This window comes from Streptococcus oralis, from assembly GCF_023109155.1.
Lineage (GTDB): Bacteria > Bacillota > Bacilli > Lactobacillales > Streptococcaceae > Streptococcus > Streptococcus oralis_BZ.
Genome location: NZ_JALDUA010000002.1, coordinates 276,778 through 298,711, shown reverse-complemented (window position 1 = coordinate 298,711; position 21,934 = coordinate 276,778). Strand labels below are relative to the sequence as shown.

The 21,934-nt window shown below is 40.7% G+C and carries 22 protein-coding genes; 16 read left to right on the top strand and 6 right to left on the bottom strand.

Translation table 11 applies throughout. From position 1 onward, the window contains the following. The first annotated feature begins 125 nt into the window (after positions 1 to 125). From M1F63_RS05460 to M1F63_RS05440, 5 genes are all read left to right on the top strand, one after another. The gene (locus M1F63_RS05460) at positions 126 to 2,255 is read left to right on the top strand and encodes a Tex family protein (RefSeq protein ID WP_247940921.1); all 2,130 of its coding nucleotides are present in this window, start codon (positions 126 to 128) and stop codon (positions 2,253 to 2,255) included. Further along, positions 2,242 to 2,685: a SprT family protein gene (locus tag M1F63_RS05455; protein ID WP_247941005.1), complete on the top strand. Its 444-nt coding sequence runs from the start codon at positions 2,242 to 2,244 to the stop codon at positions 2,683 to 2,685. Before M1F63_RS05460 ends, M1F63_RS05455 begins: the two co-directional genes overlap by 14 nt. 59 nt (positions 2,686 to 2,744) lie before the next feature. Continuing rightward, on the top strand, positions 2,745 to 3,017 hold the full coding sequence (locus M1F63_RS05450) for a PspC domain-containing protein (protein ID WP_001092787.1): 273 nt from the start codon (positions 2,745 to 2,747) through the stop codon (positions 3,015 to 3,017). 380 nt (positions 3,018 to 3,397) lie between these two features. Further along, on the top strand, positions 3,398 to 4,156 hold the full coding sequence (locus tag M1F63_RS05445; protein WP_000173369.1) for an ABC transporter ATP-binding protein: 759 nt from the start codon (positions 3,398 to 3,400) through the stop codon (positions 4,154 to 4,156). Between the two features lies 1 nt (position 4,157). Further along, on the top strand, positions 4,158 to 6,146 hold the full coding sequence (locus M1F63_RS05440) for an FtsX-like permease family protein (protein WP_247940920.1): 1,989 nt from the start codon (positions 4,158 to 4,160) through the stop codon (positions 6,144 to 6,146). 39 nt (positions 6,147 to 6,185) lie between these two features. On the opposite strand, the gene M1F63_RS05435 is transcribed toward M1F63_RS05440, so the two are convergent. Continuing rightward, entirely contained in the window at positions 6,186 to 6,881 is a 696-nt protein-coding gene (locus tag M1F63_RS05435) for a VIT1/CCC1 transporter family protein (protein WP_000136037.1), read from the bottom strand. Positions 6,882 to 7,098: 217 nt separating this feature from the next. Between M1F63_RS05435 and M1F63_RS05430 the strand changes: the two genes are divergently transcribed. Genes M1F63_RS05430 through ftsY form a run of 3 tightly spaced genes read left to right on the top strand, consistent with a single transcriptional unit; the run spans position 7,099 to position 10,022 of the window. After that, positions 7,099 to 7,890 carry a Cof-type HAD-IIB family hydrolase gene (locus M1F63_RS05430; RefSeq protein ID WP_247940919.1) on the top strand — a complete coding sequence of 264 codons (792 nt, stop codon included), beginning with the start codon at positions 7,099 to 7,101 and terminating at the stop codon, positions 7,888 to 7,890. Further along, on the top strand, positions 7,890 to 8,708 hold the full coding sequence (locus tag M1F63_RS05425) for a Cof-type HAD-IIB family hydrolase (protein ID WP_000763430.1): 819 nt from the start codon (positions 7,890 to 7,892) through the stop codon (positions 8,706 to 8,708). The genes M1F63_RS05430 and M1F63_RS05425 overlap by 1 nt, the downstream gene beginning before the upstream one ends. A gap of 3 nt (positions 8,709 to 8,711) precedes the next feature. Continuing rightward, a complete protein-coding gene (gene ftsY / locus M1F63_RS05420) occupies positions 8,712 to 10,022 on the top strand; it encodes a signal recognition particle-docking protein FtsY (RefSeq protein WP_000522275.1) in 1,311 nt (436 codons plus the stop codon). A 44-nt stretch (positions 10,023 to 10,066) separates the two neighbouring features. Here ftsY and zwf read toward each other — a convergent pair whose 3' ends face one another. From zwf to M1F63_RS05405, 3 genes are all read right to left on the bottom strand, one after another. Beyond that, a complete protein-coding gene (zwf, locus tag M1F63_RS05415) occupies positions 10,067 to 11,554 on the bottom strand; it encodes a glucose-6-phosphate dehydrogenase (protein WP_049518786.1) in 1,488 nt (495 codons plus the stop codon). A 149-nt stretch (positions 11,555 to 11,703) separates the two neighbouring features. Beyond that, entirely contained in the window at positions 11,704 to 12,444 is a 741-nt protein-coding gene (locus tag M1F63_RS05410; RefSeq protein WP_001096337.1) for an amino acid ABC transporter ATP-binding protein, read from the bottom strand. After that, a complete protein-coding gene (locus tag M1F63_RS05405) occupies positions 12,444 to 14,609 on the bottom strand; it encodes an ABC transporter substrate-binding protein/permease (protein WP_084875051.1) in 2,166 nt (721 codons plus the stop codon). Before M1F63_RS05405 ends, M1F63_RS05410 begins: the two co-directional genes overlap by 1 nt. Before the next feature lie 180 nt (positions 14,610 to 14,789). Here M1F63_RS05405 and uvrB point away from each other — a divergent pair, with 180 nt between their 5' ends. The 7 genes from uvrB (at position 14,790) to M1F63_RS05370 (ending at position 20,373) form a co-directional block, all read left to right on the top strand. Continuing rightward, positions 14,790 to 16,778, top strand: a complete 1,989-nt coding sequence (gene uvrB / locus M1F63_RS05400) for an excinuclease ABC subunit UvrB (RefSeq protein ID WP_216728345.1) — start codon at positions 14,790 to 14,792, stop codon at positions 16,776 to 16,778. Between the two features lie 8 nt (positions 16,779 to 16,786). Then, positions 16,787 to 17,350 carry a GNAT family N-acetyltransferase gene (locus M1F63_RS05395; RefSeq protein WP_049490666.1) on the top strand — a complete coding sequence of 188 codons (564 nt, stop codon included), beginning with the start codon at positions 16,787 to 16,789 and terminating at the stop codon, positions 17,348 to 17,350. Then, the gene (locus M1F63_RS05390) at positions 17,316 to 17,819 is read left to right on the top strand and encodes a GNAT family N-acetyltransferase (RefSeq protein WP_247940918.1); all 504 of its coding nucleotides are present in this window, start codon (positions 17,316 to 17,318) and stop codon (positions 17,817 to 17,819) included. The genes M1F63_RS05395 and M1F63_RS05390 overlap by 35 nt, the downstream gene beginning before the upstream one ends. Positions 17,820 to 17,908: 89 nt before the next feature. Then, complete coding sequence (locus M1F63_RS05385) at positions 17,909 to 18,412, top strand: hypothetical protein (protein WP_049520356.1); 504 nt, start codon at positions 17,909 to 17,911, stop codon at positions 18,410 to 18,412. Positions 18,413 to 18,907: 495 nt separating this feature from the next. Next, a complete protein-coding gene (locus M1F63_RS05380; protein ID WP_247940917.1) occupies positions 18,908 to 19,465 on the top strand; it encodes a hypothetical protein in 558 nt (185 codons plus the stop codon). Further along, positions 19,443 to 19,880 carry a hypothetical protein gene (locus tag M1F63_RS05375; protein ID WP_000159689.1) on the top strand — a complete coding sequence of 146 codons (438 nt, stop codon included), beginning with the start codon at positions 19,443 to 19,445 and terminating at the stop codon, positions 19,878 to 19,880. The genes M1F63_RS05380 and M1F63_RS05375 overlap by 23 nt, the downstream gene beginning before the upstream one ends. A 25-nt stretch (positions 19,881 to 19,905) precedes the next feature. Then, positions 19,906 to 20,373, top strand: coding sequence for an 8-oxo-dGTP diphosphatase (locus M1F63_RS05370; protein ID WP_247940916.1), 468 nt, complete (start codon positions 19,906 to 19,908; stop codon positions 20,371 to 20,373). Here M1F63_RS05370 and M1F63_RS05365 read toward each other — a convergent pair. Next, on the bottom strand, positions 20,370 to 20,885 hold the full coding sequence (locus M1F63_RS05365) for a transcription repressor NadR (RefSeq protein WP_247940915.1): 516 nt from the start codon (positions 20,883 to 20,885) through the stop codon (positions 20,370 to 20,372). The genes M1F63_RS05370 and M1F63_RS05365 overlap by 4 nt on opposite strands. Before the next feature lie 11 nt (positions 20,886 to 20,896). Further along, positions 20,897 to 21,424, bottom strand: a complete 528-nt coding sequence (locus tag M1F63_RS05360) for an ECF transporter S component (RefSeq protein WP_000354644.1) — start codon at positions 21,422 to 21,424, stop codon at positions 20,897 to 20,899. 135 nt (positions 21,425 to 21,559) lie between these two features. On the opposite strand from M1F63_RS05360, the gene M1F63_RS05355 reads away from it, so the two are divergent. Further along, the gene (locus M1F63_RS05355) at positions 21,560 to 21,919 is read left to right on the top strand and encodes a hypothetical protein (protein ID WP_247940914.1); all 360 of its coding nucleotides are present in this window, start codon (positions 21,560 to 21,562) and stop codon (positions 21,917 to 21,919) included. Positions 21,920 to 21,934: the final 15 nt, after the last annotated feature.

Sequence of the window (21,934 nt, the reverse complement as noted above, 5' to 3'; positions counted from 1 at the left end):
TACCTCTTTTCTACATTCTACCTCTATTATACTATTATTTTCTGGAAAAGGGATTATTTTGACAATCAAAGATGCAAAAATAGGTAAGGCAAAACAAGAGCTGTTCCTTATGGTATAATAGATTCATGGATAAAAAATATGAAAAAATTTCCCAAGATTTGGGAGTAACCTTAAAGCAAATCGATACTGTTCTAAGTTTGACGGCTGAGGGGGCGACAATTCCCTTCATCGCGCGATATCGAAAGGACATGACTGGTAGTCTGGATGAGGTAGCGATTAAGGCCATTATTGATCTGGATAAAAGTCTGACAAATCTCAACGATCGTAAAGAAGCTGTCTTAGCTAAGATTCAAGAACAAGGTAAGCTAACAAAGGAATTGGAAGAAGCTATCCTTGCAGCTGAGAAATTAGCAGATGTAGAAGAACTCTATCTTCCTTATAAGGAAAAACGTCGGACCAAGGCTACCATTGCCCGTGAAGCTGGACTCTTTCCTCTTGCTCGCTTGATTTTGCAGGATGTAGCTGACTTGGAGAAAGAAGCTGAGAAGTTTGTCTGTGAAGGATTTGCGACTGGTCAAGAAGCCTTGGCTGGTGCGGTTGATATCTTGGTCGAAGCCTTATCCGAAGATGTCAATCTACGTGCTATGACCTATCAGGAAGTGTTGAGACACTCTAAAATCACTTCGCAAGTCAAGGGTGAAAATCTCGATGAAAAACAAGTTTTTCAGATTTATTATGATTTTTCAGAGACAGTTGGCAACATGCAGGGCTATCGTACCTTGGCTCTCAACCGTGGGGAAAAATTAGGTATTTTGAAGGTTGGCTTTGAACATGCGACGGACCGTATCTTATCTTTCTTTGGTGCTCGTTTTAAAGTCAAAAATGCCTATATAGATGAAGTTGTCCAACAGTCAGTTAAGAAAAAGGTATTGCCTGCTATTGAGCGACGCATTCGGACAGAGTTGACTGAGAAAGCGGAAGAAGGGGCTATCCAACTCTTTTCTGACAATCTGCGCAATCTCCTCTTGGTTGCTCCGCTGAAAGGGCGCGTGGTTCTAGGATTTGACCCAGCCTTTCGTACAGGTGCCAAGCTAGCTGTCGTTGATGCAACAGGGAAAATGCTGACGACTCAAGTCATTTATCCAGTAAAACCAGCCTCCGATCGTCAAATCGAAGAAGCCAAGCGAGACTTAGCCGACTTGATCGGTCAGTATGGCGTGGAAATTATTGCCATCGGAAATGGAACGGCCAGTCGTGAAAGTGAAGCCTTTGTGGCGGAAGTTCTGAAAGATTTTCCAGAAGTCAGCTATGTTATCGTCAATGAAAGTGGCGCTTCTGTCTATTCTGCTAGTGAACTAGCTCGTCAGGAGTTTCCAGACTTGACCGTTGAAAAACGCTCTGCTATCTCGATCGCTCGACGTTTGCAAGATCCCCTTGCTGAATTGGTCAAAATTGATCCCAAGTCAATCGGTGTCGGTCAATACCAGCACGATGTCAGTCAGAAGAAACTGTCTGAGAGTCTGGACTTTGTCGTAGATACGGTGGTTAACCAAGTCGGTGTCAATGTCAATACAGCCAGCCCAGCTCTTCTTTCCCACGTAGCTGGACTCAATAAAACCATTTCTGAAAATATCGTCAAATACCGTGAGGAAGAAGGAAAAATCACTTCACGTTCTCAAATCAAGAAGGTTCCTCGTCTAGGTGCCAAAGCCTTTGAGCAAGCTGCAGGTTTCCTCCGTATTCCGGAAAGTAGCAATATCCTTGATAATACAGGAGTTCATCCAGAGAACTATGCTGCCGTCAAAGAGCTTTTCAAACGCTTGGATATCAAGGGCTTGAATGAAGAAGCACAAAATAAGCTTAAATCCCTTTCAGTCAAGGAGATGGCGCAAGAACTAGATCTTGGCCCAGAAACCCTTAAAGATATCATTGCTGATCTTCTCAAACCAGGTCGAGATTTTCGTGACTCTTTTGATGCTCCTGTACTCCGTCAAGATGTACTGGATATCAAAGACTTAAAAGTCGGCCAGAAGTTGGAAGGTGTGGTGCGTAATGTCGTTGACTTCGGTGCATTCGTTGATATTGGGATTCACGAGGATGGCTTGATTCATATTTCCCACATGAGTCGCAAATTTATCAAACATCCTAGTCAAGTGGTGTCTGTTGGAGATTTGGTAACGGTTTGGGTTAAGAAAATCGATACTGAACGTGAAAAAGTTAATCTGTCGCTCCTTGCTCCAGATGAAACTGACTGAGTACGTTCAGTCTGTTTCACTCGAAGACTTTGGTAGACCTTTTACACACCAAGCCCAGTGGAATTCTCGTCTGCGAACGACAGGTGGGCGATTTTTTCCCAAGGATGGGCATTTGGATTTTAATCCCAAAGTTTATAATGAACTTGGTTTGGAGGTTTTTCGGAAAATCGTGCGCCATGAACTCTGTCACTATCACCTTTATTTTCAGAAAAAAGGATATCGACATAAGGACCGAGATTTTAAGAAACTTTTGAAGGAAGTTGATGGGCTACGCTTTGTCCCCCCTCTGAAAGACCAAAGTACCTACCTAGTTTATCGGTGTCAATCCTGTCAGCAAACTTATCAGCGCAAGCGTAAGATTGATACCAAACGCTATCGCTGTGGCGTCTGCCGTGGCAATCTTGTCATTTTAAATCGGCCTAAGGACTGATGTTTGTGACCCCGTTTCATGCTATACTACTTGTAAGAATACCGAAAGAGGAAACAATCATGAATACAAAATTTTATAAAATGAAACGAAATAGTATGGTATCGGGAGTTTTAGCTGGTTTATCAGACAAGTGGAATTTTGATGTAACTCTAGTCCGCTTTCTCTTTGCCATTTTTACCATATCAAATTTTGGGATTGGTGTGATTATCTACATCATCCTCGCCTCTATTCTGCCAACTAAGGAAGAGATTGAAGCAGAAATGTACGGAACAGGACCACGCAAACGTAAGGATGCTGAGGCCATTTATGACAATGATGGACGGTTTTGGTGAGTCGGATTTGGAAATAGTTTATAGATGATTTCCTTGTTTCTTGAAGAAATTAGAAAAAGTAGTGAATCCTAACCCTTGCATCCGCAAGGGTTTTCTTCTTGCCTTTCTTTTATGGTAAAATATTGATAGCGAAATTGCTTGATATTCTTCAATCTTACAAAAATGTAAGATTAAAGTCTCTTTTGTAAGGTTAGGTTATGGCAAGCCGTCTTTTTTTGCGATAAACTAGACTCATAAAGAACAAAGGAGCAAAAACATGAAAAGAATCTTACAAAAGAAAAGAAGAAAACCAAGTCAAAAAGATATCGAGCGTGTTCAACTGGGATGCGCTATGATGCAAGCACAGTTTCAAATGATGGGATATTAAGAAGGAGAAAATCATGACACTTTTAGATGTAAAACACGTTCAAAAAATCTACAAAACACGTTTCCAAGGCAACCAAGTAGAGGCCCTCAAGGATATTCACTTTACCGTGGAAAAGGGTGACTACGTGGCTATCATGGGAGAGTCTGGTTCAGGAAAGTCAACCCTGCTCAACATTCTAGCTATGCTGGATAAACCAACTCGTGGGCAGGTTTACCTGAATGGAACCGACACAGCCACTATTAAAAATTCACAGGCTTCGAGTTTCCGTCGTGAGAAGTTGGGATTTGTCTTCCAAGACTTTAACTTGCTAGATACCTTATCTGTTAAGGACAATATCTTGCTTCCGCTAGTTTTATCACGAAAACCCATCACGGAGATGATGAAGAAATTGGTGGTAACAGCTGAAAATTTGGGCATAAACCAATTGCAAGAGAAGTACCCTTATGAGATTTCTGGTGGTCAAAAGCAACGGGTAGCAGTAGCACGCGCCATCATCACAGAACCTGAAATTCTCCTTGCCGATGAGCCAACAGGAGCCCTTGACTCCAAGTCATCTGCAGCACTTCTGGATGTATTTGATGAAATCAATGAACGTGGCCAAACCATTCTCATGGTAACTCACTCAACGGCAGCAGCCAGCAGGGCCAAGCGCGTTCTCTTTATCAAAGACGGCATTCTTTACAACCAAATCTACCGTGGAGACAAGACAGAGCGTCAGATGTTCCAAGAAATCTCTGATACTTTGACTGTTATGGCAAGCGAGGTGAATTAGTATGTTCCGATTAACCAATAAGTTAGCGGTATCCAACTTGATCAAAAACCGCAAACTCTACTATCCCTTTGCTTTAGCTGTTCTCTTAGCAGTGACCATCACCTATCTCTTTTACTCACTGTCGCTTAATCCTAACATTGGCAAGATCCGAGGGGGAGAAACTATCTCTATGACGCTTGCCCTCGGTATGGTGGTTGTTACCATCGCTTCTGGAATTATTGTACTTTATGCCAATAGTTTTGTCATGAAGAACCGCTCCAAGGAGCTGGGTGTATATGGTATGCTGGGTCTCGAAAAGCGCCATTTGATCAGTATGGTTTTTAAGGAGCTTCTTATTTTTGGTTCCTTAACCTTGACAGCTGGTCTCGGTCTAGGAGCTCTCTTTGATAAGCTAATCTTCGCCCTTCTTCTGAAGCTGATGAAGATGAAAGTGGAGCTCGTTTCGACTTTCCAACCAATTGTCTTTATCCTAGTTCTCATCGTCTTTGGAGCTATCTTCCTAGGTCTGATTTTTATCAATGCCTTTCGTATTGCACGCATGAATGCCCTTCAGCTCTCTCGTGAGAAGGCCAGTGGTGAGAAAAAAGGACGTTTCTTAGGTGTCCAAACCATTCTAGGTCTGATTAGTTTGGGAGCGGGTTACTATCTAGCAGTAACAGTCGAAAACCCACTTTCTGCTGTTCTGATTTTCTTCGTAGCAGTTTTGTTAGTAATTTTGGGAACTTATCTTCTCTTCAATGCAGGGATTACAGTTTTCTTACAAATCTTAAAGAAAAACAAGACTTACTATTACCAACCCAACAACATGATTTCCGTATCCAATCTCATTTTCCGTATGAAGAAAAATGCGGTTGGTCTGGCGACGATTGCCATTCTTTCAACCATGGTCTTGGTGACTATGTCTGCTGCAACAAGTATCTTCAAAGCCTCAGAAAACTTCAAGAAGGTCATGAATCCACATGATTTTGGGATTACAGGACAGAATGTTGAAAAAGAAGACATCGAAAAACTCTTGAACCAGTATGCTAGTGAGAAAGGATTGGCTGTCACAAAGAAAGAAGTCCTTACATACAGTAACTTTGGTGTGGCAAATCAAGATGGTACGAAATTGACAATCTTTGAGAAAGGTCAAAATCGTGTTCAACCGAAAACTATTTTTATGGTCTTTGACCAAAAAGACTACGAGAATATGACGGGGCAGAGACTTGGACTTTCAGGTAAGGAAGTCGGATTATTTGCTCAAAATAAGCAACTTCAAGGGCAGAAAGAACTGACTCTGAATGACCAGACCTACACGATCAAAGAAGAAATCAAAAAAGATTTTATTCTTGAACATGTCCCAAATCAGTACAATATTCTAACTTCGGACTATAACTATTTGGTTGTTCCTGACTTACAAGCCTTTCTAGAACAGCATCCTAACTCTTCCATCTTTAATCAATATTATGGTGGTATGAATGTAACGGCTAGTGAGGACGAGCAGCTTAAAATTGCAGATGACTATTCAAAATTCGTCAACAACTTTAATAGAGAATTAAACAAAGAAGGAAGCTATGTTTACGGAAGCAATCTGGCTGATAGCAGTGCGCAGATGAGTGCTCTCTTTGGTGGAGTCTTCTTCATCGGTATCTTCCTCTCTATCATCTTTATGGTGGGAACGGTTCTCGTCATCTACTACAAACAAATCTCTGAAGGATATGAAGACCGTGAACGCTTTATCATTTTACAAAAAGTCGGTCTCGATCAAAAGCAAATCAAGCAAACTATCAACAAACAGGTCCTAACTGTTTTCTTCCTCCCATTGCTCTTTGCTTTTCTACATCTTGCCTTTGCCTATCATATGCTTAGTCTCATCCTAAAAGTCATTGGGGTGCTTGATGCGACCATGATGTTGACAGTCACTTTGTCCATCTGTGCTATCTTCCTCATTGTCTATGTCTTAATCTTTATGATTACCTCAAGAAGCTATCGCAAGATTGTGCAAATGTAAAAAAGATACCTCGATGTTTATCGAGGTATTTCTTTTATCTTAAATACTAAAGAGTTGTCCCAAGAGGAAGGTTACCCCCATAGTCAGAAGTCCGATACAGAGGTTACGGATCATAGCAGTTTTCGTAGGAGCCTTTCCTAGTTTAGCACTGGTATAGCCAGTGACGAGAAGGGAAAGGGCCACGATAAAAACAGTAGCAGGAATGCGATAATCACTTGGAAAGACAGTGATCGAAAGCATGGGAGGAAGACTTCCCAGTACAAAGGCGATAAAGCTAGAGATTGCAGCATGCCAAGGATTGGTAAATTCTTCGTACTCGATACCGTATTTTTCCTCAACCAAGGCTTTGAGGGGATTTTTTAAAAAGGCCTTGTTTGTCAAGAGTTGGGCGGACGTTTCACACTCACCATTTTGAAGGTAAGCAGCATAGAGGGATTGTTTTGCAGATTCGATGTCCTTATCTAAGAGTAATTGCTCTCTAGCGACAGCGGCTTCTTCCGTATCTTTCTGAGTGGATACAGAGACATATTCGCCACCGGCCATAGAAAAAGCACCAGCGAGGATAGCAGCCAATCCTGATAAAAAGATAATCCAGATATTGCTCGTCGCACTGGCAACCCCGATAACGACTCCAGCTATGGAAATAATCCCATCATTGGCACCCAGAACACCTGCACGTAGGATATTAAGTCGTCCTGCAAAGTTTGCATCAATTTCATGTTTTATTTCTGTCATAGTCATCTCCTTTCTCTCCATTATAGAGAAAAGGGTAGGGGAATACAAACTTTTTAAACTATCTGAAAAAAGTTCTACGATTCTAATTTTTAAGCCCTTTTCGACTTTACCGAAAAAGCACGGCAATACAGTTGCCAATCCTACTGTACAAGTCCTTTTTTAGCTTATCTATGGTATAATAGAAGGTAGATTTATCAATTGGAGAATGAAGGATTTTATGATTAAACTTGTAGCAACCGATATGGATGGAACCTTTCTAGATGGAGAGGGTCGGTTTGATATGGAACGCCTCAAAAACGTACTTGTTTCCTACAAGGAAAAGGGGATTTATTTTGCAGTGGCTTCAGGTCGTGGTATCCTGTCCCTGAAAAAGTTGTTTGCTGATGTGCGTGATGAAGTGATTTTTATAGCTGAAAATGGGAGCTATGTTGAGTTTCATGGTGAGGATATGTATGAGGCTACTATGTCTCGGGATTTTTACTTGAGCACTTTTGAAGCTTTAAAGAAATCACCCTATTTTGATGAAAGAAAAATGCTACTGACGGGGAAAAAAGCTTGTTATGTATTGGATACAGTCGATGAGACCTATCTCAAGTTTAGCCGTCACTACAATGAAAACATTCAAAAAGTAACGCGTCTGGAAGCTATTAAGGATGAGATTTTTAAATTCACTACGAACTTCACAGAAGATACGATAGAAGCTGGAGAGGCCTGGGTAAATGAAAATGTTCCTGGTGTGAAAGCCATGACAACTGGTTTTGAATCCATTGATATTGTCTTGGACTATGTTGATAAGGGTGTAGCTATTGTTGAGCTGGCAAAAAAACTTGGTCTGACCATGGATCAGGTTATGGCTTTTGGCGATAATCTCAATGACCTTCACATGATGCAGGTAGTGGGGCACCCCATCGCTCCTGAAAATGCGCGACCAGAAATTTTAGAATTAGCAGAAGCAGTGATTGGCCACCATAAGGACCAATCAGTGATGGCTTATATGGAGGGTTTGTAATGGCAGATATTAAATTGATTGCACTGGATTTGGACGGTACTTTGCTGACAACGGATAAAAAGCTAACAGAACGTACCAAGGAGGTCCTCAAAGCTGCGCGTGATCGTGGCATCAAGGTCGTTCTGACAACAGGTCGTCCTTTGAAGGCTATGGATTTCTTTCTCCATGAGCTAGGGACTGATGGTCTGGAGGACGAGTACACCATCACCTTTAATGGTGGTCTGGTACAGAAAAATACAGGAGAGATTCTCGATAAAACCGTCTTTTCAATCGACGATGTGGCACGATTGTACGAGGAAACTGAAAAACTCGGACTTCCGTTAGATGCTATTTCAGAAGGAACAGTCTATCAAATCCAGTCGGACCAAGAAAGTCTCTATGCTAAGTTCAACCCAGCCCTGACTTTCGTACCTGTCGCTTTTGAAGATCTATCTAGTCAGATGACATATAATAAATGTGTGACTGCCTTTGCCCAAGAACCTTTGGATGCAGCCATTCAGAAGATTTCACCAGAATTATTTGACCAATATGAAATCTTTAAATCACGTGAAATGTTGCTAGAGTGGTCACCAAAGAATGTTCATAAAGCAACAGGTTTAGCGAAATTAATTAAACACTTAGGAATCAATCAAAGTCAAGTCATGGCTTGTGGGGACGAGGCCAATGACCTTTCCATGATTGAATGGGCAGGTCTGGGAGTTGCCATGCAAAATGCAGTTCCTGCGGTTAAGGCAGTTGCCAATGTGATTACCCCAATGACCAACGACGAGGAAGCCGTTGCTTGGGCTATCGAAGAATACGTGTTAAAGGAGAATTAGAATATGGGATTATTTGATCGTTTATTCGGGAAAAAAGAAGAGCCGAAAATCGAAGATATTGTAAAAGAAGCTCTGGAAAATATTGATTTGTCAGAAGAGGTTGAAGAAAATCAAACGGCTCTCGAAGAAACAAGTCAGGAAGGGACAGGAAGTGACAAAGTGGAAGCAACTCTTGCTCAAGAAGAACTTCCTCAGGTCTTGACAGAAGAAGTGATTGAACCAGAAGCAGTCGAGGAAATGGCTCAAGAAAAAGTTGAGTTAGAATCTAATGAGACAGAGCAAGGCCAAGAGCTTGAAGAATTTTTCGAAGAAGAGAGCCAAGAATCTCTAGAAACTGGAGAAGAGCTAGGGGATGAAGACGTAGAAGAAGAACTTCCTCAGGTTGAAGAAACCGTGCAGGAAAAATATGACCGCAGTCTAAAGAAAACCCGTACGGGATTCGGAGCTCGTTTGAATGCCTTCTTTGCCAACTTCCGTTCTGTCGATGAAGAATTCTTCGAAGAATTGGAAGAACTGCTCATCTTGAGCGACGTCGGTGTGCAAGTCGCTTCGAACCTAACAGAAGAACTACGTTATGAAGCCAAACTCGAAAATGCTAAGAAGCCTGATGCGCTCCGTCGTGTCATTATCGAGAAATTGGTCGAGCTCTACGAAAAGGATGGCAACTACGATGAACAAATCCATTTCCAAGATGGTTTGACAGTCATGCTCTTTGTCGGAGTCAATGGTGTTGGGAAAACAACTTCTATCGGGAAATTAGCTCATCGCTACAAACAAGCTGGCAAGAAAGTCATGTTGGTTGCGGCAGATACCTTCCGTGCGGGTGCTGTGGCCCAGCTAGCTGAATGGGGTCGACGTGTGGATGTTCCGGTTGTGACGGGAGCTGAAAAGGCTGATCCAGCAAGCGTGGTCTTTGATGGGATGCAACGTGCTGTAGCTGAAGGGATTGATATCCTTATGATTGATACAGCAGGGCGTCTGCAAAACAAGGATAACCTCATGGCCGAGTTGGAAAAGATTGGTCGCATTATCAAACGTGTCGTTCCTGAAGCACCTCATGAAACCTTCCTGGCACTCGATGCTTCAACTGGACAGAATGCCTTAGTACAAGCTAAGGAATTTTCTAAGATAACACCATTGACTGGAATTGTTTTGACAAAAATTGACGGAACTGCCCGAGGTGGTGTTGTACTAGCTATCCGTGAAGAACTCAATATCCCAGTGAAATTGATTGGTTTTGGTGAAAAAATCGATGATATAGGGGAATTTAACTCAGAAAACTTTATGAAGGGTCTCTTAGAAGGCTTGATTTAATACAAAATAAATATCCTGCAAGTCAATCTTGCAGGATATTTTTGCTATTCTAAACGGCCATCTTCACGATAGGCGATATCTGGTTGCCAGGTCCATTTAGCTCCATACTTCTCAAGTAATTCAAAGCTAGCTTGTGGCCCCATGCTTCCAGCTTTATAATCGTAGAGTGGAGCTCCGTTTTCTGCCCAGAGCTCTTCGATACGGTCAATCAATTTCCAAGAAGCACTTACCTCATCCCAGTGGCTAAAATTGGTTGAGTTGTTGTTCAAAACATCGTAGATTAATTTCTCGTATGGGTCTGGTGAGGCTCCAGTAGCAGTAGCATCTGTACGGTAATCCAGAGAGCTTGGAGCTAGGTTAAATTCTTCACCGACTTGCTTCCCATTTAGGCTGAGAGAGAATCCTTCAGTTGGTTGGATATAGATGGTCAAAATGTTTGGAGCAAGTGGTTCTCCGAAGATAGAGTCCATTTGTTTAAAGACGATATTGACATGAGTCCCTTTTTCAGTCAGACGTTTCCCTGTTCGGAAGAAGAAAGGAACACCACGGAAACGATCGCTGTCTACAAAGAAGGCACCAGATGCAAAGGTTTCTGTTGTAGATTCAGGATCGACATTTGGCTCGCTACGATAGGAAATGTATTTCATGCCATCGATTTTACCAGAGCGATACTGACCACGAATAAACTGTTCTTTCAATTCTTCCTCAGTTGGATGATAGAGGTTTTTAAAGACCTTTATCTTTTCAGCACGAATCTCATCCTTTGTAAAGCTAGCTGGTTTATCCATGGCTAGAAGAGAGAGGAGTTGAAGAGTATGGTTTTGCACCATATCACGAAGGGCACCAGATTGATCATAGTAGCCACCGCGTTCTTCAACACCCAAGCGCTCTGCAAAGGTAATCTGAACATTATCGATGTGTTCGCGATTCCAAACATTCTCAAAGATCATGTTGGCAAAACGAACAGCAAAGATACTCTGAATCATCTCTTTACCTAGGTAATGGTCGATACGGTAGATTTGCTCCTCATCAAAGGCCGCAAGGAGATCTTCATTGAGTATGCTAGCTGTTTCGTAGTCTGTACCAAATGGTTTCTCAACGATCAAGCGCTCAAAACCTTTGCCATCAACAATGTTTTCAGATTTGAGGTGCTTGGCAATGGTTCCAAAGAACTGAGGCGCCATAGACAAGAAGAAGAGCTTATTGTGTTCAGCTTGGTATTTTTCATTCAGCTCAGCTTGTAATTGGCGCAAAGCAATGTAATGTTCAGTATCATTCACATCATGGCTTTGATAGTAGAAGTGGCTGGCAAATTCTTGGGCTTGCTCGGTACTATCTGCCAAATCAAGGATGGACTCTACAACTACAGATTCAAAATATTCCTTACTCCAAGGTCTACGAGCTGTTCCGATAACAGCAAAATGCTCAGAGAGATTGCCTGATTTATAGAGTCTGAAAAGGGAAGGGTAGAGTTTGCGTTTGGCTAAATCTCCACTCGCACCGAAAATTGTAACAATAACCTTTGATGACATCTAGCTACCTAATTTCTATATTTTTTCCTAGTTGGACTAGGGATGAGATTTCCTCATTATCATAGTTTTTATTTTATCATAATTTTCAAAAAAAACAAAAAATCCAATACGCAATTAAAAAACTGTAAGGAGAACCTTACAGTTTTGTTTTATACATTTAAGACCTTGTCCAAGAACTCTTTTAGACGAGGGTGTTGCGGGTTGTCAAAGATTTGATCTGGAGTTCCATCTTCTAAAAATTCACCATCAGCCGTAAAGATAACACGGTTAGCCACCTGACGAGCAAATCCCATCTCATGGGTTACGATGATCATGGTCATGCCTTGTTCCGCCAATTCCTTCATAACATTCAGTACATCTCCAACCATTTCAGGGTCCAGAGCGGAAGTTGGCTCATCAAAGAGCATGATATCAGGATTCATGGCAAGTCCACGAGCGATAGCTACACGCTGTTTTTGACCACCTGATAGGCTATCTGGGTTAGCATTAGCTTTGTCTGCAAGACCGACTTTCTCCAGCAACTCCATCCCCAATTTCTCAGCTTCTTCTTTGGTCATTCGTTTGTGTTCAATAGGTGCAAAAGTGATATTTTCTAGGACTGACATGTGAGGGAAGAGGTTGAAATGTTGGAAGACCATTCCCACGTTTTCACGAACATGGTCGACATTGGTTGATTTTTCAGTCAGATCATAACCATTTACTGTGATGTGGCCACTCGTTACCTCCTCAAGAAGGTTAAGGCTACGGAGGAATGTGGATTTACCAGAACCGGAAGGACCGATGATACAGACAACATCTCCTTCATAGAACTTAGTAGTAATGCCTTTTAAAACTTCGTTTTTTCCATAATACTTATGCAAATCATTTACATCAATTTTTAGTTTTGCCATTAACGAATCCTCTTTTCTAAGCGTTTCGCTAGTCTAGTCAAAAGCGTGATAATTACAAGATAGAAGATAGCAAGGATTGCATACATCTTGAAACTTTGGTAGTTACGGGCGATGATGATCTTACCAGTTTGGAAAAGTTCCACCAAACCGATAGCAGACACGATGGTTGTATCTTTGAGAGCGATAACGAATTGGTTGACAAAGTTTGGCAACATCAATTTAGTTGCTTGTGGCAAGATAATCTTACGCATGGTTTTTCCGTAAGAGATACCAAGACTGCGGCTGGCCTCCATTTGGCCAACTGGAACAGCTTGGATCCCACCACGAACAATTTCAGCGATATAAGCAGCTGCATTGAGTGAGAGGGCGATAGTACCAGCTACAAAGTCATTGATTGGACTTTGTTGGCCTGTAATGGACTCGATGAAGTTTGGAATACCCCAGAAGATGAAGGCTGCAAGAATCATCAATGGGATACCACGGATAACGTCAACGAAAATCTCAGAGATCAGACGAAGTGATTTGTATGGGCTAACGCTAAACATACCAAAGATAATCCCGATGACAATGGCAATTGCAAATGAGATAAGAGCTAGAGCAAGAGTGATTCCAAGTCCACTAAGGAGTTGTTTGTAGTTGTTTTGAAGCAAGCCCCAGATAGTAGTTTCGTCAACTGTACTTGTAGAGTCAGTTGAAGTTTCGCTAGCTAGATACTTGTCAAGAATCTTTTGGAATTCACCGTTAGCTTTGAGGTTCGCAAGTCCATTATTGAACATCTGGATCAATTCTGGATTTGTTCCTTTTTTAACCGCAAAGGCTGTTTCACCGATTGGAGTTCCAGCGATTGGCGTTTTCAATTTTTGCCCTTGGCTGATAGAATATTTGAGAACTGGCTCATCATCCATCACGGCATCAATAGATCCAGTATTCAGACTGTCATACATAGAAGCGCCATCTGCGAAAGTTTTAATCTTATAGCCGTATTTGCTTTGATTTTCAGTAAGGAACGTTTGAGAAGCAGTTCCGTTTTTAACACCGACAGTTTTATCCTTGAGGTCTTCATAAGAAGCAATTGTGCTTGATTCTTTCACACCGAGAATCGTATTTGCTGTGTAGTATGATTCTGAGAAGTCGAAGGTTTCCTTACGAGCATCTGTTACAGACATACCAGCAATGATACCATCTGCTTGTCCAGCTTGAACAGCACTAATGGCTGCATCAAATCCTGGATTGGTAATCTCAATTTCAAAACCTTGATCTTTGGCAATGGCCTTGATAAGATCCATATCAATACCGGTGTATTGATTGCTTGAATTTTGAAAGACGAATGGGGCGAAAGATGAGTCGCTGGCAATAATATACTTGCTTTTCACAGGAGTAGCTTTTTGTCCAGCAGCAGTAGTTATTGTTGGGCTTGCCGTAGTTTTAGAAGCCGTCCACTTTTGGATGATTTGCTCCAAGCTACCATCCTTCTTCATTTGTGCTAGGGCTTCGTTAAACTCGGTAACCAAGTGTTCATACTTGCTCCCTTTCTTGACACCAAAAGCAAAGCTTCCAACAGCCTCACCATCCATATTGATGCTGAGATCTTGTCCTTGATTAATCGCATACTCAATAACAGGTTTATCATCCATGATGGCATTTACAGCACCAGCACTTAGACTGTTATTCATCAAATCACTTGTATCAAAGGTTTTAATAGAGAAACCGTATTTATCTTTGATACTTTCGAGGAAACGTTGAGCAGCAGTTCCGTTCTTAACTCCAACTGTTTTCCCGCTAAGTTCCTCATATTTGGTGATTTTATTTGCCTTTGTGGTGGCAATGACAACTTTTGTATCATAATAGGTATCAGACATGGTAAAGACATTTTCACGTTCTTTTGTTTTTGTCATACCTGCCATAATAGCATCTGCCTGACCTGACTGCACTGCATTTACAGCTGCATCAAAGCCAGGATAAGACATTTGGATGTTCCATCCTTTGATTTCTGCGACTTTATTGATAATATCAACATCAATTCCCTTATAGGTTTGATCTGAATCTTTAAACTCAAAAGGTGCGTAAGCTGTATCAGACACAATCTTAACAGTATCAGCTTTTGCCATACCTAGTGAGAAAATGGGAAATAAAATGAGCAAACATGCTAGTATTTTTTTCTTCATTTTTAGTCTCCTTTTTCGAATATTTTCCCATTATATCAGAAAATGAATGAAAAGGCAAATTTTATGAATTTTATGTAAGGAAATATAACATGAAACACTAACTCTTATCAACCTAGAGTAGAGTCTGAAAAGTAAATTTATGGTAAAATAGAAGGATAGAAAAATGCAGATGAGGCAATCATGATAAATCGAATTACAGACAATCAATTTAAACTAGTATCAAAATATGAACCATCAGGAGATCAACCCCAAGCGATTGAGCAGTTGGTCGATAATATCGAGGGCGGAGAAAAAGCACAGATTCTGATGGGCGCGACTGGTACTGGGAAGACTTATACCATGAGTCAGGTCATTTCCAAAGTCAATAAACCAACTTTGGTCATTGCCCACAATAAGACTCTGGCTGGTCAGCTCTATGGAGAATTTAAGGAATTTTTCCCTGAAAATGCTGTTGAGTATTTTGTATCTTACTATGATTATTACCAACCCGAGGCTTATGTCCCTTCGAGCGATACCTATATTGAGAAGGACAGCTCTGTCAATGATGAGATTGACAAGCTCCGTCACTCAGCGACTTCGGCTCTTCTGGAGCGTAACGATGTCATCGTCGTGGCTTCTGTTTCTTGTATCTATGGTTTGGGTTCGCCCAAGGAATATGCTGATAGTGTCGTTAGTCTCCGTCCAGGTCTGGAGATTTCTCGTGATAAACTCTTGAATGACTTGGTGGATATTCAGTTTGAACGCAATGATATTGATTTCCAACGGGGAAGATTTCGCGTTCGCGGGGATGTGGTGGAGATTTTCCCAGCTTCTCGTGATGAACACGCTTTTCGAGTTGAGTTTTTCGGGGATGAGATTGACCGTATCCGTGAGGTTGAGGCTTTGACAGGTCAGGTATTGGGCGAAGTGGATCATTTGGCGATTTTCCCTGCCACTCACTTTGTGACCAATGACGACCATATGGAAGTTGCGATTGCAAAAATTCAAGCAGAATTAGAAGAGCAGTTAGCTGTCTTTGAGAAGGAAGGTAAACTGCTAGAGGCCCAGCGTTTGAAACAGCGGACAGAGTATGATATTGAGATGTTACGTGAGATGGGTTATACAAATGGGGTTGAGAACTACTCACGCCACATGGATGGTCGTAGTGAAGGAGAGCCTCCTTATACGCTTCTCGACTTTTTCCCTGATGATTTCTTGATCATGATTGATGAAAGTCACATGACCATGGGGCAAATCAAGGGAATGTATAATGGAGACCGTTCTCGTAAGGAAATGCTAGTTAATTATGGTTTCCGTTTGCCGTCTGCCTTGGACAATCGCCCTCTCCGTCGTGAGGAGTTTGAGAGTCACGTTCATCAGATTGTATATGTTTCAGCGACACCAGGTGACTATGAAAATGAACAGACCGAGACAGTGATTGAGCAAATCATTCGTCCGACAGGACTTCTAGACCCAGAGGTGGAAGTCCGTCCGACTATGGGACAGATTGATGACCTCCTAGGTGAAATCAATGCCCGTGTTGAAAAGAATGAACGAACCTTTATCACAACCTTGACTAAGAAGATGGCAGAAGACTTGACTGACTACTTCAAAGAAATGGGCATCAAGGTCAAGTACATGCACTCGGATATCAAGACCTTGGAGCGGACGGAGATTATCCGTGACCTACGCTTGGGTGTCTTTGATGTCTTGGTCGGAATCAACCTGCTCCGCGAAGGGATTGACGTTCCTGAGGTAAGCTTGGTTGCCATTCTCGATGCTGACAAGGAAGGATTCCTCCGTAACGAGCGTGGACTCATCCAGACCATTGGACGTGCCGCCCGTAACAGTGAAGGTCATGTCATCATGTATGCGGATACCATGACTCAGTCTATGCAACGTGCTATCGATGAAACTGCCCGCCGTCGGAAAATCCAGATGGCTTATAATGAAGAGCATGGTATCGTACCTCAAACCATAAAGAAAGAAATCCGTGATCTAATCGCCGTAACCAAGGCAGTTTCCAAAGAAGAGGACAAGGAAGTCGATATCAATAGCCTCAACAAACAAGAACGCAAGGAACTCGTCAAAAAACTCAAAAAACAAATGCAAGAAGCCGTCGAAGTGCTTGACTTTGAACTCGCAGCTCAGATCCGCGATATGATGTTGGAAGTGAAGGCGTTGGATTAGGAAAAAGTATGGTTTATTTAAGAAAACTAATTGAAGAAGATTTGGTGTCTTTGTGGGAAATTGCTTATTCACAATCTAATCCAATTTGGAAGCAGTATGATGCTCCCTATTATGACGATTATCAGCATTTTCCTAATTTTCAAGAATTTAAACTCCAAAAATCAGAATCTACTCTAAACAACTCAAATCGCCTTGGCATTTTTGTTGATGATAAACTAGTTGGGACTGTTTCGCGCTACTGGGTATGTAAACAAACAAGATGGATGGAATTGGGGATTTGTATTTATGATAGCAAGTTTTGGAACTCTGGCATTGGAAAAGCTGCTATGCTACAATGGATAGATCGGACATTTAAGGATTACTTGGAGTTGGAGCATCTTGGTTTGACAACTTGGTCAGGAAATTTTGGTATGATGAAATTGGCTGAGAAATTAAGAATGAAAAAAGAAGCTCATATTCCAAAAGTTCGTTATTATCAAGGTGTTTATTATGATAGTATTAAATACGGCATTTTGAGAGAAGAATGGGAGGAAGCAAATGGTCATCACAGTCAAACAGATGGAAACTCCTGAAGAGATAGAAGGAAAATCTCTCGTTCACTGGCAAACGTGGAGAGAGGCTTATGATGACCTTTTACCTGCAGAATTTCAGGAGACGATGACATTAGAAAGATGTCGATTCTTTAGTCAAAAATATCCAGAAAATACATTGATCGCGATGGATGGCATGAAGGTAGTTGGTTTTATCAGTTATGGAAACTTTCGTGATGAGGCTATTCAAGCTGGTGAAATTATTGCCTTATATGTTTTAAAAGACTATTACGGAAAAGGTATTGCTCAGGAGTTAATGAAGGAAGCTCTGACGACTCTTGAACAGTTCTCTGAAATATTTTTATGGGTATTAAAAGGGAATAAGCGAGCCATTGCATTCTATCAAAAAATGGGTTTTACTTTTGATGGGCAAGAAAAAATACTTGACCTTGGAAAACCTATCACTGAAATTAGAATGGTACGTAAGAAATCATCAAAATCTGAGAGTTAAATACTGGTAGAATTGTGATTTTGTTTTTAGATTACGCAATGAACAAACGATTACGTTTTAGAATATATTTTAAATGGAAAGAAGTTATTATGAATTTGAAAGAGACGAAGTATAAGAAGTCATCAGGCTTAGATTCTGTTCGTTTTTGGTTACAAGGGCATCGATTTGTCAAATTTATGCTTGATATTATCTTTTATATCATCTTGTTCCTAGTTATAGAATTTACAACATCACAGAACAAAAGCCTTCCAGCTGATTTTCGGTACAGAGAGCTTTTATTTCCCTTGCAATTGAATCTTTTTATCTTGGGTAATAGGTTCTATGCTCTCTTTTTGTCAGTGAAAACTAAAAAAGAAAGGACCCTTAAAAGATTTTGTGAACCCTTTATTTATATCAATATCCTTAGCTTCATTTTTCAACTGATTGGTGTGAGAAAAAGAGGAAGAGTCGTTCTGTCACCTTTGTTTTCACTGGAGTCATCCTATATCTGGTTTCCTATTGTCATCTACCTTCTAGTCTTGATGTTAACTTTGGCAATCTTCTTTCTCTCTAAAGGTTCAAAAAAAGGAGTAGATGAAAATGAAGATGAGTAGGCAAATGAAGTACAAGACAAAAGAAAAGCCTTCTTGGACTAAGAGGATTTTTCTTTGGATGGAAAGGCACAGAAGGATTGGTCAACTCATGGATACGAGTGTGTTATTCGGATCTTTGTTTGTATCATTTCTTGCTGCCTCTTTCATTGGTTCTCCATTCCCAAACTTAAACTATCTTTCTCCCTTAAGCTTTAATCTTTTCCTTCTGCTCTTATCAACCTATTTCCTTGTCTTTCGTTTTAGTAGTGATAAACTTCAGAAATGGCGTTACTTTTCATGGGGATTTATTGGGTTCAATGGTCTTCTTTTTCCCTTTCATCTCTTGGTGGGTCTGAATTGGCTAGGACGTCGTAAGTCAACGAATTTCCCCCCTATAATTTCTATGGATCCGGCCTATGTCTGGGCTCCTATTGTAAGTTATCTCTTTTTCTTTTTCTTAGGGCTGGGCATTCTGCTTTTGGTTATACGGATAGAAAAGAGAAGAAGGAGGCGTAAATGGAACGAAAGATTAAGAAACCAAAGAAGATCAAACAAAAGAACAGAAAAATGAGAAAAATCCATAAAAAGGATTCTTTGATAGCTCACGTCCAATTGTGGATGGGAAGGCATCCAAAGCTTGCTTCTTTTATGGATGGTGGCATAATATTATTTTCTATTTTTGGTATCATGTATGTGTTGTTTGGGACAACACTTATCCCGAAACCATATCAGGAAATGTCCTATGTCTTGCCAATTATTATGAATTTTGTCTTTTTGGTGTACACACTCTATCAAGGTATTTTTAGAGATGGTTTTAGTGAAAAGACTTCAGTACAAGGATTTTTACAACCTTTTCTATACATAAATGGACCTATTTTTCTTCTCCACTTAATTGTTGGGGTGAAAGGGAGAAATGTTAAAAAAATTCCTTCCTTATTATCTGTTGATTATCGCTACATCTGGCTTCCAATTGCTACCTATCTAATCTTTTTCATCATTCCAGCGATATTGATGGTGATTTTGAAATATAATGATAAAAAGAGGAAAAATTATGACAAAAGAAAATCTAACTAAGTTAATTTCGTTTAAGACACTTTATTTGGCTTTGCTGACCTTTGTGGTTCTTCATTTGGTGTTGCTGGTTTTTGGACTATCTTTTACGCCGATTTTGTGGAATAGTTGGTTTTTCATTCTTTGTTTGACCTTCCTAATCCATCCTTGGAGAATCTTTTATAGAACAAGAGATGCTAAATGGTATCACCTTATTTTTCAAGTATTTAGTGGATTGGTGACATTTTACCTTTGGTTTGCAGCATTCTTTGTTTTATCAGTTATCTCGGATCCAGCCGTCCCTATCAATATAGACTATCGCATAGAAGATAAGGAAATCATCATTGCTAGAGGTTTTTTGGCCCGTACTACTTATGACCATCATGAATTGATCAATCCCTTTATCATGAAGTCAGAAGTAAAATATCGAGATGAATAATAACAAATAGAAAGTGAGTGAATCCATGTCACGTTCCCAAAAAACAATCCTAACAAACATCTGCCTTGTCGAAGATAAGGCGCGAGGTAAAGTCCTAATGCAATATCGCTCTCCTGAAAACAATCGCTGGTCTGGCTATGCCTTTCCAGGAGGTCATGTTGAGAACGGCGAGGCCTTTGCCGAGTCTGTCATTCGTGAGATTTATGAAGAAACGGGTCTAACCATTCAGAATCCACAACTAGTCGGAATTAAAAACTGGCCCTTAGATACAGGTGGGCGTTACATCGTTTTTTGTTATAAGGCGACAGAGTTTACTGGGAATCTCCAATCTTCAGATGAAGGAGAAGTATCTTGGGTGCAAAAAGACCAGATTCCAAACTTGGATCTGGCCTATGATATGTTGCCTCTGATGGAAATGATGGAAGCACCTGACAAGTCTGAGTTCTTCTATCGCCACCGTACAGAGGACGGCTGGGAGAAAGAAATTTTCTAGTCTTTTACTAAATAACCTAACTGATCCAAGGCCTCCTCGATATAGTGGAGGTCTTGTTGTGTCTCGGCTTCAACAAGGTGGTAATGGATGCCGTCTGTCAATTCAGAAAGGGGTCTAAAGTCTGAATTCTCAACTTGTTCCAGAAAGTGCTGGACATCTCGGCGGCAAGTGAGTTTGAGTAGGGTTTCAATTTCGCCATAAACGGGATGATCGATTAAGATATTTTGAACGCGTCCGCCATTATCTACAATAGCTAGAAGTTCCTGACCGATTTCTTCCAGTTCATGTTTCACTTTAAAGAGTTTGTGAACGTAGGGGCTAGAATCATTTTCTTTGTAGATATAGCCACGATTGGTGGATAGGATAGGAGCCCCATCTGCTCGGAGAATAGCGATATCCTGTACAATGACTTGGCGCGTAACATGGAAGTGTTCAGCCAAGGTTTGACCATTGAGGGCTTTTGGTGCCTCTTTTAATAGTTTGAGAAGAGCTTGTTTGCGATCCTTTGTCATAGTTTTTCCTTTTAGCGACGTTTTCGAAGCACTTTATAGACAGCTAGTGCTAATGTATAGTCTACCATACTATGAACGATTGTGCCAAAACCAACTAGGACAAAGAGAACATAAAACATATTTTCAACATTTGTCCCTGAAGTAGCATAAAAGATGATACAAGCTATTACTTCAGCGATAGCATGAACAACACCCAAAACAAAGTTAAAAATCCAAGATGCCTTTGGTTTATCCAAGGTTTCAGGGAATTTCTTTAAGTACAAAGCCCCCAAAGTACCAAAAACAATGTGAGAGAAGGCACGAAGTACAATAACAGGCGGATAACCTGCCATCAGGAAACCAAGACTAGAAGCAATAATCACAAAAGCAGCCATCAAAGGCGAAAGAAACATGGCGATAAAGATGGGGATATGACTTCCCAAGGTGTAAGAAGCCGGTGGGATAACGATTTTAAAAGGCATAATGATTGGAATCAAAATCGCTATTGCAGTGAGTAAGGCAGTCATAGTCATAAACTGCGTTTTTTTCCGTATATCCATAAGAACCTCCATTTATCTGTATATACACAAGTATAGTACAATAAATCACCAATCAAGTCAAGAAGTATTATTGATTTTTCAGGAAAATTTGGTTAAAATGTGGTAAAGAATAATAGGAACCGAGGAGAAATTGTCATGATACTTGTTGTTTACCTAGTTGTGGTAATCGTGATGATGTCAAAGCAGAAAAAAGAAGGGAAAGTTGTCTCAGGTTGGACTCGTTTCATAGTTTATAGTTTATTGGTCCTTTCGCTAATCTCTCTATTAGCAGGTACCCTAGCTCTTTCACTTTTTGGCCTTCCCTTATTAGGTATTCTTTTGATGGCTGCTATTATGGAAATTGCCTATTTGGTCAGAATGGTGATTGCTTTTGGTTTGGTTTTTCTATCACTAACCCTATATTTGGATAGTCAGAAAAGTCAGCAACCTACCCCTCTTTCGTATCAGCTCCTGCGCTTTGGCTTTCACATTCTATTGATGTTTCTCATGTTTTAAATGCTAAACTCCACC